At 71.1% G+C, this 18,469-nt stretch carries 13 protein-coding genes and 1 pseudogene; 5 read left to right on the forward strand and 9 right to left on the reverse strand.

The window, feature by feature from the left end; genetic code table 11:
- The 8 genes from KME77_RS25935 to KME77_RS25970 all read right to left on the reverse strand — a co-directional run.
- Positions 1-1,109 (reverse strand): gamma-glutamyltransferase family protein (locus tag KME77_RS25935; RefSeq protein ID WP_219471556.1); only part of this gene is annotated, 1,109 nt, incomplete at its 3' end.
- Positions 1,106-2,077 (reverse strand): ABC transporter ATP-binding protein, encoded by a 972-nt coding sequence (locus KME77_RS25940; RefSeq protein WP_308250905.1) that lies wholly within the window; start codon positions 2,075-2,077, stop codon positions 1,106-1,108. The genes KME77_RS25935 and KME77_RS25940, both read right to left, overlap by 4 nt.
- Complete coding sequence (locus tag KME77_RS25945) at positions 2,074-3,039, reverse strand: ABC transporter ATP-binding protein (protein ID WP_219471557.1); 966 nt, start codon at positions 3,037-3,039, stop codon at positions 2,074-2,076. The genes KME77_RS25940 and KME77_RS25945 overlap by 4 nt, the downstream gene beginning before the upstream one ends.
- Positions 3,036-3,917, reverse strand: a complete 882-nt coding sequence (locus tag KME77_RS25950; protein ID WP_219471558.1) for an ABC transporter permease — start codon at positions 3,915-3,917, stop codon at positions 3,036-3,038. Before KME77_RS25950 ends, KME77_RS25945 begins: the two co-directional genes overlap by 4 nt.
- Positions 3,910-4,869, reverse strand: a complete 960-nt coding sequence (locus tag KME77_RS25955; RefSeq protein ID WP_219471559.1) for an ABC transporter permease — start codon at positions 4,867-4,869, stop codon at positions 3,910-3,912. The genes KME77_RS25950 and KME77_RS25955 overlap by 8 nt, the downstream gene beginning before the upstream one ends.
- Positions 4,869-6,467: an ABC transporter substrate-binding protein gene (locus tag KME77_RS25960; protein ID WP_219471560.1), complete on the reverse strand. Its 1,599-nt coding sequence runs from the start codon at positions 6,465-6,467 to the stop codon at positions 4,869-4,871. The genes KME77_RS25955 and KME77_RS25960 overlap by 1 nt, the downstream gene beginning before the upstream one ends.
- 77 nt (positions 6,468-6,544) lie before the next feature.
- Positions 6,545-7,231 carry a GntR family transcriptional regulator gene (locus KME77_RS25965; RefSeq protein WP_219471561.1) on the reverse strand — a complete coding sequence of 229 codons (687 nt, stop codon included), beginning with the start codon at positions 7,229-7,231 and terminating at the stop codon, positions 6,545-6,547.
- 84 nt (positions 7,232-7,315) lie between these two features.
- Positions 7,316-11,995, reverse strand: a complete 4,680-nt coding sequence (locus KME77_RS25970; RefSeq protein WP_246610759.1) for an ATP-dependent helicase — start codon at positions 11,993-11,995, stop codon at positions 7,316-7,318.
- An 85-nt stretch (positions 11,996-12,080) separates the two neighbouring features.
- On the opposite strand from KME77_RS25970, the gene KME77_RS25975 reads away from it, so the two are divergent.
- Both KME77_RS25975 and KME77_RS25980 read left to right on the forward strand, forming a co-directional pair.
- Positions 12,081-12,569: a VOC family protein gene (locus KME77_RS25975; RefSeq protein WP_219471563.1), complete on the forward strand. Its 489-nt coding sequence runs from the start codon at positions 12,081-12,083 to the stop codon at positions 12,567-12,569.
- 270 nt (positions 12,570-12,839) lie between these two features.
- On the forward strand, positions 12,840-13,034 hold the full coding sequence (locus tag KME77_RS25980) for a DUF3046 domain-containing protein (RefSeq protein WP_219471564.1): 195 nt from the start codon (positions 12,840-12,842) through the stop codon (positions 13,032-13,034).
- An 18-nt stretch (positions 13,035-13,052) separates the two neighbouring features.
- Here KME77_RS25980 and KME77_RS25985 read toward each other — a convergent pair whose 3' ends face one another.
- Complete coding sequence (locus tag KME77_RS25985; RefSeq protein WP_219471565.1) at positions 13,053-13,325, reverse strand: hypothetical protein; 273 nt, start codon at positions 13,323-13,325, stop codon at positions 13,053-13,055.
- A 538-nt stretch (positions 13,326-13,863) separates the two neighbouring features.
- Here KME77_RS25985 and recA point away from each other — a divergent pair.
- The 3 genes and pseudogenes from recA to KME77_RS26000 form a co-directional block, all read left to right on the forward strand.
- On the forward strand, positions 13,864-14,970 hold the full coding sequence (gene recA, locus KME77_RS25990) for a recombinase RecA (RefSeq protein WP_219471566.1): 1,107 nt from the start codon (positions 13,864-13,866) through the stop codon (positions 14,968-14,970).
- Between the two features lie 1,645 nt (positions 14,971-16,615).
- Positions 16,616-17,155, forward strand: a complete 540-nt coding sequence (gene recX / locus KME77_RS29570) for a recombination regulator RecX (RefSeq protein ID WP_372451229.1) — start codon at positions 16,616-16,618, stop codon at positions 17,153-17,155.
- 1,026 nt (positions 17,156-18,181) lie between these two features.
- A pseudogene (locus tag KME77_RS26000) lies at positions 18,182-18,469 on the forward strand (ribonuclease Y); the annotation flags it as partial.

Raw genomic sequence — 18,469 nt, forward strand, 5'->3', positions numbered from 1 at the left:
GGGCGCCGCCCCCGCCCGCCGGGCGCGCCCGGCCGCAGCTCCATGTCGGCCACCGCGCCGACCAGGCCCCTGCGCAGGTCGCTGTACGGCGTGCCGAGCAGGTCGTCCATGGGCACCTCGGCGTCGCCGTACCAGGCCTCCCGGTCGGCGAAGGCGAGCTTGGCGCACTCGACCACCGTGTGCACGTAGTCGGCGCTGAGATGTCCCATCGCGTCCAGGTCGAACCCGGCCAGCAACGCGAGCTGCTGCAGGAACACGGGCCCCTGACCCCACGGCCCGGTCTTGCACACCGTGTGCCCGCGGTAGTCGAAGGTCGCCGGCTTCTCGACGGAGGCCGACCAGCCCGCCAGGTCGTCGCCGGTGAGCAGGCCGCCGTGCACCTCGCCCGAGCTGTCGCGCCAGGCGGTCTTGGCGCTGAAGCCGGCGATCGCCTCGGCCACGAACCCCCGGTACCAGAGGTCGCGGGCGGCGGCGATCTCCGCCTCACGCGTGCCGCCCCTCGACTCGACCACGAGCCTGCGGTACGTGGCGGCCAGGACGGGGTTGGTCAGCCTGCCGCCCGCCACCTTGCCCTGGGGCAGCCAGGTTGCGGCCGACGTCGGCCAGTCGTCCAGGAACAGCCGCTCGACCGAGCTCACCGTGGCGGCGATCCTGTCGAGCACCGGGACGCCGTGCGTGGCGTAGTGGATGGCGGGTTCGAGCACGTCGGCCAGCGTCCAGGTGCCCCAGCGCTCCAGCATGAGCATCCAGCCGCCGAACGCGCCCGGCACCGTGGCCGCCAGCAGCCCGGTGCCCGGCACCACGTCCAGCCCCAGCCCGGTGAAGTGCTCGACGGTGGCGGCCGCCGGGGCGACGCCCTGCCCGCAGACCACGGAGGCCCGCCCGTCGTCCTCGCTCCACAGCAGGATCGGGACCTCACCCCCGGGGCCGTTCAGGTGCGGCTCGGCGACCTGGAGGACGAATCCGGCGGCCACGGCCGCGTCGAAGGCGTTGCCGCCGCGTTCGAGCACGCTCATACCGGTCGCGGAGGCCAGCCAGTGCGTGCTGGCCACCATGCCGAAGTTCCCGTTCAGCTCTGGCCTGGTGGTGAACAAGGTGCTTCCTCTCATCGGGCTGCGGTGGCATCGGGGGTGTGGTCGGCGGTCACCAGGTGGCAGGCGACCGGGTGGCCGCCCTCACGCGGGTCGGCCAGCACGGGCTCACGCGTACGGCACTCCTCGTACGCCAGCGGGCACCGGGTGTGGAACCGGCACCCGGACGGCGGGTCGACCGGCGAGGGCACGTCGCCCCCCAGCACGATCCGCCGTCGTTCGCGCTGTCTGACCGGGTCGGCGACGGGCGCCGCGGACAGCAGCGCCTGCGTGTACGGGTGACGCGGCTCGGCGAAGATCCGGGCCGTCGGCCCCGACTCGACGATCCGCCCCAGGTACATGACCGCCACCCGGTCGGCCAGGAACTCCACCACCGACAGGTCATGGGTGACGAACAGGCAGGAGAAGCCCATCTCCCGCTGCAGGTCGGTGATCAGGTTCAGCACCGACGCCTGCACCGACACGTCCAGCGCGGACACGGGCTCGTCGGCCACCACCAGCTTGGGCTCCAGGATCAGCGCGCGGGCCAGCCCCACGCGCTGCCGCTGCCCGCCGGACAGCTCGTGCGGGTATCGGCTGCGCATCTCGGGACGCAGCCCCACCTGCTCCAGCATGGCCGCGACCCGCTCGCCCGCCGCGCGCCCGCGGGCGATCCCGTGGCGCAGCAGCGGCTCGGCGACGATCCGCTCGATCGTGAAGCGCGGGTTGAGCGAGGAGTACGGGTCCTGGAACACCATGTGGACGTCGCGGCGCAGCGGCCGCATGGCCCGGCGCGACAGGTGGGTGATGTCGGCGCCGCCGAGCCGGATCGAGCCCGAAGTGGGCTCGGTGAGGCGCAGCACGCACTTGCCGACGGTCGACTTGCCGCTGCCCGACTCGCCGACCAGCCCGAGCACCTCGCCCTGGCCGACGCTCAGCGACAGGCCGTCCACGGCGCGTACCTGGCCGTAGTGCTTGACCAGGTCGTTGATCTCCAGCACGTTCACGAGGGACCTCCCGGGTGGAAGCAGGCCGCCAGGTGCTCGTCCGCCTGCCGTACCAGCTCGGGCCGCTTCAGCACACAGTCCGCCTGGGCGCGCGGGCAGCGCGCGTGGAAGGCGCACTCGTCGGGGTCCGACAGCGGCGAGGGCACCAGGCCGGGGATCTCGGCGAGACGGCCGTTCACGGCGGCCGACGGCAGCGCCCTCATCAGGCCCAGCGTGTACGGATGGCGCGGCCGGGCGAACAGCTCGTCCACGGGCGCCTGCTCGACGGCCCGGCCCGCGTACATGACCACGGCCCGGTCGGCGATGTCGGCGACCACGCCCAGGTCGTGCGTGATGAGGATGACCGCGGTGCCGAGCCGGTCGCGCAGGTCGCGGAAGACGTCCAGCACGCCCGCCTGGATCGTCACGTCCAGCGCGGTCGTGGGCTCGTCGGCGATCAGCACCCGCGGCGAGCAGGCCACCGCGATCGCGATCATCACCCGCTGGCGCATGCCGCCGGACAGCTGGTGCGGGTACTCCTTGACCCGGCGGGCCGGCAGCGGGATGCCGACCAGCTCCAGCAGCTCGACGGCGCGGTCCCGGGCGGCGCGGCGGGAGAGCCCCTCGTGCCTGCGCAGCACCTCGGCGATCTGGTAGCCGACCGTGAACGACGGGTTGAGCGAGGTCATCGGCTCCTGGAAGACGACCGAGACGTCCTTGCCCCTGATCCGCCGCAGCTGCGACTCGGGCAATTCGGTCAGCTCGCGCCCGTCCAGCTCGATCGACCCCGACAACCTCGTGGTCTCCGGCGGCAGCAGCCGGGGCACCGACATCGCCGTGACCGACTTGCCGCAGCCCGACTCGCCGCACAACGCCAGGATCTCGCCCTCGGCCAGCTCCAGCGAGATGCCCTTGACCGCCTGGACCAGGCCGTCGTCGGTGTCGAAGCCGACGGTCAGGTCGGTGATGCGCAGCAGGCTCATCGGCCGCTCCTCGGGTCGAGCACGTCGCGCAGCCCGTCGCCCAGCAGGTTGAAGCCGAGCGTGGCCAGCGCGATCATCAGTCCCGGCCAGATCGCCAGCCACGGCGCGACGTCCAGGTACTGCTGCGCGGTGGTGAGCATCACGCCCCACGACGGCGTCGGCGGCTGCACCCCCAGCCCCAGGAACGACAGCGTCGCCTCGCCGATGATCGCCGCCGGGATCGCCACCGTGGCCTGCACGATGAGCGGGGCCGCGCAGTTCGGCAGCACGTAGCGGAGCATGATGTAGCCGTCGCTCGCGCCGTCGGCGACGGCCGCGGACACGTAGTCCATCTCCCTGATCGACAGCACCTCGCCGCGGGTGATCCGGATGACCGCGGGGAGCTGGGAGAAGCCGAGCGCCAGCACCACGCCCTTCAGCGACGGGCCGATGATCGCCGCCAGTCCCACCGCGAAGACCAGGAACGGGAAGGCCAGCGTCACGTCCACCAGCCGCATCACGACCGGGTCCAGCCAGCGCCGGTAGAACCCGGCGACCAGGCCGATCGGGATGCCGGCCGCCATCGCCAGCAGCGTCGAGAGCACCCCGGCCTGCAGCGAGACCTGCGCGCCGTGCGCGACCCTGGCCAGCGCGTCCCTGCCCAGGTCGTCGGTGCCGAGCGGGTGCGCGCCCGACGGCGGCGCGAGCGTGGCGGCGTAGTCCTGCGCCGCCGGGTCTCCTGTTGCCAGCGGCCCCGCGATCGCCAGCAACAGGAACCCGGCGACGAGCACGAGGCCCGTCATGGGCATCGGGCGCCGCCTGAAGCGGCGCCACGCCCTGGCCGCTCCCCGGCGCGGGGGCGCCTCGGCCGCACTCGGCGGTGCGGGCGCCTCAGTCATGACCGCTCCCCGACAGGCGGATACGCGGGTTCAGGAACGCGTACGCGATGTCGACCAGCAGGTTGACCAGCACGTACCCGATGACCGTGATGAGGACGACGGCCTGGATGACGGGGTAGTTCCTGGTCAGCACCGCGTCCACGGTCAGCTTGCCGAACCCGGGAATGACGAAGATCTGCTCGGTCACCACGGCGCCGCTGATCAGCGCGCCGAGCTGGAGCCCGAGCACGGTCACGACGGTGGTCAGGCTGTTGCGCAGCGCGTGCGCGCCCACCACCTTCACCTCCGCCAGACCCTTCGACCTGGCGGTGCGCACGTAGTCGGCCGACAGCGCGCCCAGCATGGCCGAGCGTGTCTGCCGCATCAGGATCGCCGCGAACCCGGTGCCGAGCACGAGCGCGGGCAGGATCATGCGTTGCAGGTTCTGGCCCGGGTCCTGGGTGAACGGGACGTATCCGGAGGCGGGCAGCCAGCGCAGCGTCACCGCGAACAGCAGGATGCCGAGCAGCCCCAGCCAGAAGTGCGGGATCGACAGCCCGGCCAGCCCGAAACCGGTGGCGACGTAGTCGGGCAGCCGGTCGCGCCGCACGGCCGCCACGATGCCCGCGCCGACGCCCACCACGATCGCCACCAGCAGCGCCAGCGCCGACAGCTCAAGCGTGACCGGCAGGCGCTCGGCCAGGATGCCGGCCACCGGGAGCTGGTCCTGGGTGGAGCGGCCGAGGTTGCCCGACAGCGTCTGGCCGAGGTAGTCCACGTACTGGGCGGGCAGCGGCTTGTCCAGGCCGTAGTCGCGGCGGATGGCCTCGATCAGCGACGGCGAGGCATCCTCACCCGCCATGACCACGGCCGGGTCCCCCGGCAGCGCCCTGATCCCGAGGAAGATCAGGACGCTGGCCAGGAACAGCACGATCACCGCCGAACCCGCGCGGCGCAGGATGAACCACACCATCAGGCGGCGAACCCGGCGCTCACGAAGCGCGGCAGGCCGTCCTTGAAGTACTGGACGCCGGCGACGTTCTTGCTCATGCCCAGGTAGTACTTGTTGTGGTACAGGTACAGGACCCCGCGCAGCTCGGCGGCCCTCCGCAGGGCCTTGGCGTACAGCTCGGCGCGCTCGGCCGGGTCGCTCGCGGCGGCGGCCTCCTTGATCGGGTCGTCGATGCCGGGGTCGGACATGCCGCTGTAGTTGTTGCTGCCGCGGCTGGTGATCAGGTTCGTCAGGTTGCCGTCCGGGTCCACCCGGCCCGACCAGCCGTTCAGCACGACGTCGAACTTGCCGGACTTGCCCTGCTCCAGCGTGCTGACGAACTCGGCCGTCTGCACGGTCACCTCGAAGCCCGCCTCCTTGGTCATCTGCTGGACGACCTGGGCCAGGCGCTGGTTGGTCGCGTCGTTCGGCGAGGTCACCGTGACCGGGATCGGGGTCGGGACCTTCGACTCCTGGACGAGCTGCTTGGCCCTGGCCAGGTCGCGCTTGGGGCACTGGAGGGCGGGGGAGCGGTACGGGCTGTCGGCGGGCAGCGGGAAGCAGTCGGCCTCGTACAGGCCGTTGTAGACGGTCTTGTTGATCTGGTCGCGGTCCAGCGCCAGCTCGAACGCCTCACGCAGCTGCGGGCTCTTGGCCAGGGCGGTGTTCACCGGGCCCGGCTTCTCGGTGGAGCCGCTGGCGTTGCCGGTGTTGATCGTGATCCCGTAGTAGCCGAGACCGCCGCCGGAGACGACGGTCAGGTTCGGGTCGGCCTGCACGCCCTTGACTGTCGTGGTGGCCAGCTGGTCGGCCACCTGGACGTCGCCGGACTTCAGGTTGGCGGCCCGTACGTTGGGGTCGACGATGATTTTGTATACGAGCTTGTCCAGCTTGACCTTGGCGGCGTCGTAGTAGTCGGCCGACTTCTCCAGCACGATCTGGCTGCCCGAGGTGCGGCTGACGAACTTGAACGGCCCCACGCACACCGGGTTCGCGCCGAAGTCGTCGTTGATCGCCTTGGGGGACATGACCATCCCGGCGCGGTCGGCGAGCTGCGCCGTCAGCGGGGTGAACGCGCGCTCCAGCGTCAGCTTGACGGTGCTCGGGCCGTCCACGCTCACCTTCGACACGGCCGCCAGGTCGGCTTGGCGGGCCGACTTCTCCCAGGTGCGGTGCCGGTCCAGCGACTTCTTGACCGCCTCCGCGTCCAGGGTGGTCCCGTCGTTGAACCTCACGCCCTCCCGCAGCTTGATCGTCACCTCCTTGCCGTCGGCCGAGACCTCGGGCAGGGCGGCGGCGAGCTGCGGCACCAGCGCGGCCTGCGCGTCGATGTCGTACAGCTTCTCGCACATGCTCGTGAACACCTCGCGGCCCACCAGGGTGGTGGACACGCTCGGGTCGAGGACGTCGGGGTCGGCGTTGAGCGCGATGTTCAGCGTGCCGCCGCCCTTGACGGCGCGGTGGTCGGCAGAGGCGTCGGCAACCGACGGGGCGGCGGGGGCACCGCCCGAGCCGCCTCCACCGCAAGCGGCGAGGGCCAGCGGGAGTACGGCGAGCATCGCGGCCTGCCTGGGTCTCATGGTGCCTCCGGGGGACGGGCTTTAGGAGACTGTATACAAGACCTTACATTTCAGCCGTGTTGCGGCACCCTGGGTTGTTATCCGAACGTTTTCTCATTGTTCGGCGGCTTTGATGCGATCGCTGTCAAGAACGACCGCCTTGCCGCCGCCACGTGCGCGACGGCCCTGGCCTGAGCCTCGTCCTCGTCGCCCGCCGCGATGGCCTCGCACAGACTCAGATGCTCCGACCAGGAGTGCGGCCCTCGGACGGCGGCCGTCTGGCTGAACACCCACTGCGCCCGCAAGAGCATCGGCGTCATCATCAGATTGAGATAGGAGTTGCCCGCGACCTCGCCCACCGCCAGGTGGAAGGCGGTGTTCAGGTCCGCCACGCGATCCAGCCGGCCGGACTCCACCGCCTCCTTGGCCGAGTCGAGCACCCGCCGCAGCCGCGCGGCCGTCGCCGGGGTCCGCTTGCGCGCCGCCAGCCGGGCCGCCAGCCCCTCGATCGCCATCCGCACGTCGAACAGCTCCTCGGCCTCGTCGGCCGACAGCCGCGCCACGGTGGCCCCGATCCGGGGGATGACCAGCACGAAACCCTCGGTCGCGAGGACCCGGATGGACTCGCGCACCGGGTTGCGGGACACGCCGAGCCGTGCCGCCAGCCGGTCCTCCACCAGGCGTTCGCCCTGAGCGAGTTCGCCGGAGATGATGAGGCGGCGGATCTCGGCCGTCACCTGATCGCGCAGCGTGCGGTGGGCCCCGCCCAGTGTCAGATCTGTCATTTGAGGGTTAATCGTATACAAAGTTGCGGTTGTTTCCGGCGGGAGGCAGACCGCCGGTGCGGTGCGGCCGATCCGCCCTCGCCGTCAGGCGCGCAGCCGCAAGCCGCGGGGAGTCGGGTGGAAGCCGGCCGCCTCCAAGGCCGCCGCCAGCGGGGAGTCAGTGATCGAGGCGCCGTCGGCCCGTTCGACCGTGAGCTTGCCGAGCGCCCCGTCGCGGACGGCCAGCGCGAGGGCGTCGACCGCCGGTTGCAGCCGTTCGTCGTCCGCGAAGGACAGCAGCGTCTTGCCGCCTCGCTCCACGTACACGGTCAGGAACCCGTCCACGAGCACGACCAGCGCGCCCGCCTTCCGGCCGGGCTTGTGGCCGACCTCGCCGGGGTGCGCGGGCCACGGCAGCGCCGCCCCGTACGGGTTGGCGGGGTCGGCGGCGGCCAGCACGACGGCCCGGCGTGACGAGGGCTCACCTCCGGCGCGCCCGAATGACCCTGCCCCGGCGTAGCCGGACGACCCGGCATGGTCGCCGGCGTTCCCGCCGGAGCCGTCTCCGCCCGACGGCGCGATGCTGGGTGCCATGGCGCGCATCCGGTCCACCGCCCCCGGCAGCGCGAACTGCGCCCCGCCGAGCCCCTCGACGAAGTAGCCGCGCCGGCACCGCCCGCTCTCCTCGTACGCCCGCAAGACCTGGTAAACCGGCGTGAACCCGCCCGGCAGCCGCTCGGAGGTCACCGCCCCCCGCGTCACCACCCCGTGGCGTTCGAGCAGGACCTCGGCCTGCGCCTGGGCCCGCTGGGTGGCCTCCTCGGACGGCGCGGGCAGCGCCCACCACCGCCCCGTGACCGTCGGCGGCCCGCTCCTGCTTGGCAGCACCGCCCGCCGCCGGCGCGTGGTCGAGGGCCGGTGCGCGGGACGCCCGGAGCCGAGCGTGGCGCGCAGCGGCGCGAGCGTGTCGCCGGAGACCCGCCCCGACCACACCAGGTCCCACAGCGCCGAGGCCAGCAAGGTGTCGTCGAGCAGTTGGAGCTGGTCGGAGATGCCCCTGAAGAACAGCGCCCCGCCACCGCCGAGCAGGTCGAGCACCTGCTCGTGCACCGGCGTGAGGGTGATCTCGGCGGGCGGCGGCAGCAGCAGGGGAGCGGTGTCGGCGAAGTAGAGGGAGACCCAGCCGTCGCCGCCCGGCAGCGACCCCTGCCCCACCCACATCACCTCACCGGAGGAGGTCAGCTCGTCCAGCAGCGCGGGATGGTAGCCGGGCACGCGGGCGGGCAGCACCAGGGTCTCCAGGGCGGAGGCGGGCACGGCCGCGCCCTGGAGCTGTTCGACGCTGTGGACCAGGGCGTCCATCGCCCGCGCCGCCCCCGAGGCCTTGGCCGACCCGGTGATCCCGTGCCACGCGGGCAGGAACAGGGCGAGCGTCTCGGCCGCGACCGGCTCGACCTCCTTGCGCAGCCGGGCCAGCGACCTGCGGCGCAGCATCCGCAGCACCCCGGCGTCGCACCACTCCTCGCCCCTGCCGCCCGGCCGGAACTCCCCGCTCACCACCCGTCCGGACGCCGCCAGCCGCCGCAGCGCGTCGGTCACCACGGCCACGCCCAGCCCGAACCTGGCCCCCGCCGTGTCGGCATGGAAGGGACCCCGCGTACGGGCATGCCTGGCCACCAGGTCGGCCAGCGGGTCGGCGACCGGCTCCAGGAAGGCGTGCGGGATGCCGACCGGCAGCGGCACGCCCAGCGCGTCGCGCATCCTGGCGGAGTCCTCGACCGCCGCCCACTGCTCCTCGCCGGCGATGCGGATCCTGATGGCGCGGCGGGCGCGTTCGAGCTGGTCGAGCCAGGCCGGGTCGCCGCCCCGTACGCTCACGTCGGGCGCCAGCAGCGGCCCGTGCGAGCGCAGCAGGTCGGCCAGGTCCTCGGCGTCGCGCAGCGGCCGGTCGAGCCTGGCCAGCTCGCGTTCGGAGTCGGAGATCACGTCCGGGTCGAGCAGCTCGCGCAGGTCGGCCTGGCCGAGCAGCTCGGCCAGCAGGTTCGTGTCGAGGGCCAGCGCCTGCGCCCTGCGCTCGGCCAGCGGCGCGTCGCCCTCGTACATGAACGCGCCCACGTAGTGGAACAGCAGCGACGCGGCGAACGGCGAGGCCTGCGACGTCTCCACCTCCACCACCCGCACCCGGCGCGCGGCGATGTCACGCATCAGCCGCACCAGCCCCGGCACGTCGAACACGTCCTGGAGGCACTCGCGCATCGTCTCCAGCACGATCGGGAACGACCCGTACTGCGAGGCCACCCCCAGCAGGTGCGCGGCCCGCTGCCGCTGCTGCCACAGCGGGCTGCGCTTACCGGGCACACGACGCGGCAGCAGCAGCGCCCGCCCCGCGCACTCCCTGAACCGCGAGGCGAACATCGCCGAGCCGCTCAGCTCCTCGGTGACGATCCGCTCGATCTCGTCGGCGTCGAACGCGGCCACGTCGGTGGGCGGCTCGGCCAGCGTGTCGGGGATGCGCAGCACGATGCCGTCGTCGGAGTGCACCGCCTGCACGTCCACGCCGTAGCGCTCGCGCAGCCGCCGGTTGATCGCCAGGGCCCACGGGGCGTGGACGCGGGCGCCGTACGGGGAGTGGATGACCACGCGCCAGTCGCCCAGCTCGTCGTGGAAGCGCTCGACCAGCAGCGTGCGGTCGTCGGGCACGTAGCCGGTGGCCTCGCGCTGCTCGTCGAGGTAGGCGCGCAGGTTGCCCGAGGCGTACTCGTCCAGGCCCGCCGCGGTGATCCGGTCGGCGGAGCCGCCCGACGCCTGCTCGCGCAGGAACTCGCCGATCGCCTTGCCCAGCTCGGCGGGCCGCCCCGGCGTGTCGCCGTGCCAGAACGGCAGCTTGCCCGGCTGACCCGGCGCGGGGGAGACCAGCACCCGGTCGGCCGTGATGTCCTCGATCCGCCAGGAGGTGGCGCCCAGCACGAACACGTCGCCGACGCGCGACTCGTACACCATCTCCTCGTCCAGCTCGCCCACCCGCGAGGACTTCTCGCCCACCAGGAAGACGCCGAACAGGCCGCGGTCGGGGATGGTGCCGCCGTTGGTGACCGCCAGCCGTTGCGCGCCCGGCCTGCCGTGCAGCGTGCCCGTCACGCGGTCCCAGACGATGCGCGGGCGCAGCTCGGCGAACTCCTCGCTCGGGTAGCGGCCCGCCAGCATGTCGAGCGTGGCCTCCAGCGCGGTGCGCGGCAGCGTCGAGTAAGGGGCCGCCCGCCTGACCAGCTCCTCCAGCTCGTCGACCGTCCACTCCTCCAGCGCGGTCATCGCGACGATCTGCTGGGCCAGCACGTCGAGCGGGTTGCGCGGGTAGCGCAGCTCCTCGATCTGGCCGCTCTTCATCCGCTCGGCGACCACGGTGGTCTGCACGAGATCACCGCGGTACTTCGGGAAGATCACACCCTTGGAGACCGCGCCCACCTGGTGGCCCGCCCGGCCGATCCGCTGCAGCCCGCTGGCCACGCTCGGCGGCGCCTCCACGCACGCGACCAGGTCGACCGCGCCCATGTCGATGCCCAGCTCAAGGCTGGAGGTCGCGACCACGGCCGGCAGCCGGCCCGACTTGAGCGCCTCCTCGATCTGCGCCCGCTCCTCCTTGGAGACCGAGCCGTGGTGCGCCCGTACGATCTCCGGGATCGCGCCCTTGCTCGCCCCGGCCTGCGCCATCACCTCGGCGGGCGGCCCGCCCGTCTCCCACAGCGACAGGTCGACGGTCTCGGCGCCCCGCTCGCGCTCGTAGGCCAGCTCGTTGAGCCTGGTGCACAGGCGCTCGGCCAGCCGCCGCGAGTTGGCGAACACGATCGTCGAGCTGTGCGCCCCGATCAGGTCGAACAGCCGGTCCTCCACGTGCGGCCAGATCGACCTGCTGACCGGCTCGCCGCCCTGGCCCAGGTCGTCCTGGTCCGGGTCGTCCCGGCCGCGGCCGTCCATCTCCGTCATGTCCTCGACCGGGACGACGACCTCGACCTCGATGCGCTTGTCGGACGGCGGCTGCACCACCGTCGCCGGGCGCGTGCCGCCCAGGAACGCCGCCACCTCGCTCACCGGCCGCACGGTCGCCGACAGCCCGATCCGCTGCGCCGGCTTCGGCAGCAGCGCGTCGAGCCGCTCCAGGCTGAGCGCCAGGTGGGCGCCGCGCTTGGTGGCGGCCACCGCGTGCACCTCGTCGACGATCACCGTCTCGACGCCGCGCAATGCCTCCCGCGCCTGGCTCGTGAGCAGCAGGAACAGCGACTCCGGGGTGGTGATGAGGATGTCGGACGGCTTGGCGGCGAACCGCCTGCGGTCTTCGGCCGGGGTGTCGCCCGAACGGATCGCCACCGTGATCTCCGGCACCGGCCTGCCGAGGCGGCGCGCGGTCTGCTTGATGCCGGCCAGGGGGGCGCGCAGGTTGCGCTCCACGTCCACGGCCAGGGCCTTGAGCGGCGACACGTACAGGACCTTGGTGGTCTTCTCTGCCTTATCCGCCTTTTTCTGGTTTGCGGCCTTCTTGCGGGCCGCGGCGCTTTCCGTGGCCGTGGTGCTCTCCGCGGCCGCGGTGCTCTCCGCGGCTGCGGCGAGCCGGTCGAGTGACCACAGGAAGGCGGCGAGCGTCTTTCCCGAGCCGGTGGGGGCCACCACGAGCGTGTTGTCGCCACGCGCGATGGAGGCCCACGCGCCCTCCTGCGCGCCGGTGGGCGCGGCGAAGGCTCCGTCGAACCATTGCCTGGTGACGTCTGTGAAGTGGTCCAGCGAGCTCACCAGCTCATACTGCCTCCCGCCACCGACAGAAACGCATTGTGGCCGCGCTGCGTGATTGAGGCGGGGCCTTCGCGGACATAGAGCGACCGTGGGCACCGACTACGCAGCCATTGACGCTCGCCGCGAGGACATCAAGCGGCGCTATCTGTTAGCGCACCGCCCGTCGAGCAGTGCTCGCGGCCTGCACCACTTCGCCCTGGTCTCGTCGGACGTGGAGCGGACGGTCAAGTTCTACCAGGAGCTGCTCGAATTCCCTCTCACCGAGATCTTCGAGAACCGCGACTACAAGGGCTCCAGCCACTTCTTCTTCGACATAGGCAACGGGAACCTGCTGGCCTTCTTCGACTTCCCGGGGCTCGACCTCGGCCCGTACCAGGAGGTGCTCGGCGGGCTGCACCACATCGCGATCTCCGTCGACCCCGCCACCTGGGAACGGCTGCGCGGCAAGCTTGAGGTGGCCGGCGTGCCGCACCAGATCGAGAGCGGCGCCTCCATCTACTTCAAGGACCCCGATGGCGCCCGGCTGGAGCTGCTCGCCGACCACCTCGGTGAGATGTACGGCTCGCGCGTGCTGTGAGTTTCCTGCCGTCTACTTCCAGGTCGTGCTGTCTACCTTCGTGAGGCTCTGCGCGTCCGCGGTTTGCCCGCCCGGGGCTCCTGCCTGATGCCCTCGTGCCTTTCGGCGCGCTCGGCCTTCTCCTGCTGCACGGCTACGCGCTGAACTAAGCGGAGCACGCGGCGCCTCGTCCGGTTCGCCTTGCACTTGGCGGATTTGGGAGGCGCGTGTTTGGGGGTCTTTGCCATGCGGGTGTCCTACCCACCCTCGCGGCGGTTCCATACTTGTCTGATGCGCCTGACCGAGTTCTGGAGACGGATGCGCGCTCACTTCGGCGACCAGTACGCCGAGTCCTGGGCCCGCGACTACATCATCGCGCCCCTCGGCGGCCGGACCGTCGAGCAGGCGCTGGCCGAGGGCGAGAGCGCCAAGACGGTCTGGCGCGCGGTCTGCCAGGTCGAGAACGTCTCGGCCCGCCTCCTCTAACGCCCTTCCGCCGCCTCCTCAGCCTGCGCTGTTCCTCAGCGCCTCTTCGAGGGCGCGCGCCGTGCCGCGCAGATCGTCCACGCTGCTCTGACCGCCCGGCGACCACAGGAACAGCCACCCGTCACGCGACGGCGTCGCGAAGACCAGCGTCCGGCGGGCGGTGCCCGGATGCCACACCCACAGCACCGCCTCCTCGCCGCCGATCATGCGGCTCGCCAGCCCCTGGCCGGGCAGGAGCGCGGCGAGGGCCTCAAGATGGGTGCGCCGTTCCCCGGTGTACGCACTCGCCACGTCGCCGCCTCCCAAGCATCTCCCTGTGAGTCTCCCCAGCTCACGGCCCGCGGAACACGCTGGGCACAATGCGGGTGAATGTCACTTGTTCGTACGGGAGGGGGGACGGCGACCTTCTCACGTACTTCCGCGCCGCCCTCGGGAAAACCTCGACCGGCCCCGCATCTCCGAGCGCCCCACGGACTCCCACGCGGACCGCTAACTCCACGCGACCGTACCTTCACGCGACCGCTACCTTCAGGCGGGAGCGGCGGCACTTCGGAGCCGGGCGACCCTTCACCCGCCTTTCCCGCCTGCGCGCCACAGACTTCTGACAAAGCGGCGAGACCTGAGGAGAGACCGGCGAGACCTGAGGGGAACGGGCGAACCCGAGGTTTCCTTGGGCACACCGCGTGTTCCTGATGTGATCGAACAGTCGTTCGGCTACCATGGAACCCGCCGGGCCACGCCCTCCTCCGACGACATGGCGAAAACTGTCGGTGGCAGGCCGTAGCTTTCACTCGACTGATCGGACCACAACCCTCCAGGGGGAGTTCCCATGGCAATCAACGACCGCGAGAAGGCCCTCGAGACGGCCCTCGCTCAGATCGAGCGGCAGTTCGGCAAGGGCTCAGTCATGCGCCTCGGCGACGACGCCCGAGCCCCCATCGAGGTGATCCCGACCGGGTCGATCTCGCTGGACGTCGCGCTGGGCATCGGAGGGTTGCCGCGTGGCAGGATCGTCGAGATCTACGGCCCCGAGTCCTCCGGCAAGACCACGGTCGCCCTCCACGCTGTGGCCAACGCCCAGCGCGCCGGCGGCATCGCGGCGTTCATCGACGCCGAGCACGCCCTCGACCCCGAGTACGCCAAGAAGCTGGGTGTCGACACCGACGCCCTGCTGGTCTCCCAGCCTGACACCGGTGAGCAGGCGCTGGAGATCGCCGACATGCTGATCAGGTCGGGTGCCGTCGACATCATCGTCATCGACTCGGTGGCCGCCCTGGTGCCCAAGGCCGAGATCGAGGGCGAGATGGGCGACAGCCACGTCGGCCTCCAGGCCCGCCTCATGTCGCAGGCCCTGCGCAAGGTCGCCGGCGCGCTCAACAGCACCGGCACCACCGCCATCTTCATCAACCAGCTCCGCGAGAAGATCGGCGTCATGTTCGGCTCGCCCGAGACCACGACCGGTGGTAAGGCGCTCAAGTTCTACGCCTCGGTCCGCCTCGACATCCGCCGCATCGAGACGCTCAAGGACGGCACGGAGGCGGTCGGCAACCGCACCAGGGTCAAGGTCGTCAAGAACAAGATGGCCCCGCCCTTCCGGGTCGCCGACTTCGACATCCTGTACGGGGTGGGCATCTCCCGCGAGGGTGGCCTCATCGACATGGGTGTCGAGCACGGCTTCGTCCGCAAGTCCGGCGCCTGGTACACCTACGAGGGCGACCAGCTCGGCCAGGGCAAGGAAAACGCCCGTAACTTCCTGAAGAACCACCCCGACATGTCCAACGAGATCGAGAAGAAGATCAAGGACAAGCTCGGTGTCGGCCCCCGCCTCGACGCTCCCGCCGAGGCCGCCCCCGTCGCCGCAGCTCCTGCTGCCGCAGCCGCTCCCTCAGGCCGTGGCTCCAAGGCCGCCGCCACGCCGAAGCCTGGTGATGTCTGATCGACTGCCGCATGAGTGATCTTGAGACGTCGGCCGCCACATGAGTGACACGGACCCGCCGCAGGCGCCCCAATCCCACGACTGGGGCGCCTGGCCCGACGTCCCGCCGGCAAAGCGACCCACCGGCGAGCCCGCCACCCCCGGCGAGCCGGCCTCCGGCCGCGCCCCCCGCTCCTCGGGCCGCACAGCCAGCGGCTCCTCCCGCTCGGCCCGCTCCCCTCGATCAGCCGATTCGCCTACTGCCGGCCGAACCGGCTCATCAGACCGCTCAGGCCGCAGACGGGAGCCGCCCACCTCAAGCTCAACCGCCGGTTGGCCAACGCTGAGCGAGTGGCGCCAACGCCCCCGCCCACCGGCCAACTCCACCCCCGAGCCCCCGGTTGACCCAGCCCCCCAGCCGGCAACCAACCCCGCTCTCACACCTGCCTCAGCCATCAACCAGACGTCTGAGCAGGGCACCGACCTCACTCCTGAGCCGGACCTCGCCCCGGCTTCCGAGACGAACCCCGGCCCGGCAACCGAACCTGAGCCCGACCACACCCACGCCCTGGACGCCAACAGCGGACCTTCTCAGCCCTATCCAGAAGCCGCTTCGCCGCCCACCTGGGGCGCCCAGTTCGCCATGGACAGCAACTCCCAGGCAGAGCAGCCAGCTTCTCCCTGGGGAAGTTGGTCATCCGAAGGCGATCTACCGTCCTCCAGCGGTGAGCACCCGTTCTTCCAGAGCGGCTCGTCCACACCCCCACCCACCTCGCCGTTCTTCGAGGACAGAACCTCGACCGAAGCTGCGGTCTCCCTCTTGAAGGGGCAGAGGGCTGGCGAAGCCTCCCATCACACTCGTCAACGTGCCGACCAGCGCAAGGGGGAGGAAGATCCGGACAGAGGCGATAGTTCAGGCGATGAGCAGCAGTCCGGCAGCCAGCCACCCGCTGAAGATCACTTGAATGGCGGCCATGCAGAGGCGGAGCCCCAAGCTGAGGCCACCTCGGACAACGCGCGGTCAGACGACGGACGCTCGGATGAAGAGCACGCAAAGACAGAGCGCCGGGATGGTGAGCAACTCGGCGAAGTGGGCGTAGACGATGGTCGGTCGGGCGGAGGCGGCGCAGAAGAAGAGCGCGCAGAAGAAGAGCGCTCAGACGCAGATCGCCGCTTCGACGCTGGCCAGCTCGATGGAGATGCTTCAGAGGACGCGCAGTCAGGCGGCGGCCGCTCGGGTGAGGAGCGCTCGGAGCTACGCCGTCCGGACGTGGAGCACTCGGCCGCAAGCCGTTCGGGCACAGAAAGCCTGGCTACAGAGAGCCTGGACCCAGAGCGTCCGGGCGCAGAGCGCTCGGACACGAACCGGTCAGAGGTGGGTCGGTCGGAGGCTGGTCGGCTGGATGTGGAGCGCCCGGATCCGGGGCCTGCGGGGGGTGAGCAGCTCGCCGAGGAGCAGTCGAGTGCTGTGCGGTGGAGCGGTGAGTGGCCGGATCACCAGCAACCGGACGGAGAAAGCCCTGGTGGAGGCCGCTCCGAGGGCGGGGAGTCGCGCGGAGGGCGCTCGGGTGGCGGGCGCCGGGGGAGTGGGCGGCGCGGTCGATCGGGTGGTCAGGGCAGTGGGAGGGGAGCACGTTCGGCGAGGTCTCGGAGCCGTGGCGGGTGGTTGCCCGACGGTCCCGACGAGGGGTCGTCCGCTGACGCCGTTCCGCATGCCGATCCGGAGTCCGTGGCTCGGGCGATCTGTCTTCGCCTGCTCACGATGGCGCCCAAGACGCGCGCGCAGCTGGCCGAGGCGCTGCGTAAGCGGGACGTGCCGGATGAGGCCGCCAAGGCGGTTCTCGACCGGTTCTCGGAGCTGGGGCTGATCAACGACGAGGCGTTCGCGGAGGCTTGGGTCGACTCCCGGCATCACGGGCGTGGACTCGCCAAACGGGCCCTGGCCGCCGAGTTGCGCCATCGTGGGGTCGACTCGGAGACGGTGAACGAGGCCGTGGATCGCCTCGATGCCGATCAGGAGGCCGAGACCGCTCGTCGCCTGGTCGACCGCAAGCTGTCCTCCACGCGCGGTCTCGATCCCCAGGTCCGTACGCGTCGCCTCGCGGGCATGCTGGCCCGGAAGGGGTACGGGGCGGGGGTCGCGTTCCGGGTGATCCGTGAGGCGTTAGAGGAGGAAGGCGTCGAGATCGAGGACGACTTCTCCTGACGTTCGACGTTCGCCGCTTGACGTCCGCCCCTCACAGAAGAGCGGCACCCTCCGCTTCACGGCCCTCCGCTTCGCAATGGCGGATGACGGGTGATATGGGGAGTGTCCGGCGATCGGAGCTCAGGCAGCGACGGAGATGGTGTTTGTGCAGGTAGCCGCACTGCCGTCTCCGGTTGCCTCCTCCGCCGTTCGCCGGGCAGGCCCGTGATGCGCACCAGGCATCCAGCCGTAGGCGGCGTCGGAGGGTAAGTGGCGTCGAGCAGTGAGCGGTGGGCGGCATCGGGCGGTGGACGTCGGCGCTGGACGTCAAACAGCGGGCGATGGGCGATACGCGCTGGGCGGTGGCGGCGTGATGACGCGTGGTGAGTGGCAGGTGGTGAGTGCCAGTGGTGGGTGGTTGGTGGTATCGACCTGACGGTTGTCGGTGGGGGTGACCGCGTTGGGCCGGGCGTCCAGGGAGCGAGGCGCGGATGATAGGGGGTTGGTGATCGAAGAGAGGGGCACCGGAGGTGCGGTGGTCACGGGGCGGTCGCCGGCCGAGGCTACGGGATGCGAAGTGTGACCTTGGAACGGTGGTTGCGAGGGCGGGGCCGAGTGTTGGGATTGTGGGTAAGTGCGCTGACCAGCGGAGTGCTCCCCATTCACCCCACACCCCTGACATCCCCACCTCCGTACAGGGCTATTTCGGGTCAGAAGGGGGAAATCTGCCTGAATGGAGAGATGCAAGGTGGTAAGACACGCTTGATGACGCGTTTGCTTGCTCGTGACCTGTTCGACGCATAACCTCGACGGCAGTGAGGAGTTACTCCGCGCAGTGCGGATTGCCATACCGGTGATTGACGGACGAACGAGCTCGGTGGATCGAGGCGGGAGAGGTGTCGGCTACCCCGGTCGACGCCCGGTCAGTCTTGGTCTGATATCGATCGTAGTGAAAATGCCGATTGGGCGATCCATGCCGCGCATGTGACCCCTCCCATTTTGAGGCCGCGTTACGAGTGTTGACGACGCGAGGAGGGCGGGGCGCACATGGGGCCGCTTGTCGTGGTGCTGTCGGTGGCGGTGCTCCTGCTGGCGTTCGGGATGATCGCCGCGTTGCTCATCGTCGTCCGCCGCACGTCAGGTGGTACCCCGCACAAGGGCAAGCCGAGCCCCGAGCAGTTGCAGCTCGTGCACGAGGAGCTTGAGCTGGCCCGCGCCGAGGCCGGGCAGATCCGTGACAAGGCCGAGACCGACGCCGAGGAGATCCTGCGCAGGTCGGAGGCGGCGGCGGAGAGTTCGGCGCGGATGCGCGCCCCGGGGCGGGCAGAGGGGGGG

It is taken from the genome of Nonomuraea rhizosphaerae, from assembly GCF_019396405.1.
GTDB lineage: Bacteria > Actinomycetota > Actinomycetes > Streptosporangiales > Streptosporangiaceae > Nonomuraea > Nonomuraea rhizosphaerae.

What these genes read in the sequence shown, in the direction of transcription:
- recA (WP_219471566.1), top strand. Translation starts at nt 13,864, where the DNA reads ATGGCAATCAACGACCGCGAGAAGGCCCTCGAGACGGCCCTCGCTCAG.
- KME77_RS25960 (WP_219471560.1), bottom strand. Translation starts at nt 6,467, where the DNA reads ATGAGACCCAGGCAGGCCGCGATGCTCGCCGTACTCCCGCTGGCCCTC.
- KME77_RS25955 (WP_219471559.1), bottom strand. Translation starts at nt 4,869, where the DNA reads ATGGTGTGGTTCATCCTGCGCCGCGCGGGTTCGGCGGTGATCGTGCTG.
- KME77_RS25965 (WP_219471561.1), bottom strand. Translation starts at nt 7,231, where the DNA reads ATGACAGATCTGACACTGGGCGGGGCCCACCGCACGCTGCGCGATCAG.
- KME77_RS25945 (WP_219471557.1), bottom strand. Translation starts at nt 3,039, where the DNA reads ATGAGCCTGCTGCGCATCACCGACCTGACCGTCGGCTTCGACACCGAC.
- KME77_RS25980 (WP_219471564.1), top strand. Translation starts at nt 12,840, where the DNA reads ATGCGCCTGACCGAGTTCTGGAGACGGATGCGCGCTCACTTCGGCGAC.
- KME77_RS25950 (WP_219471558.1), bottom strand. Translation starts at nt 3,917, where the DNA reads ATGACTGAGGCGCCCGCACCGCCGAGTGCGGCCGAGGCGCCCCCGCGC.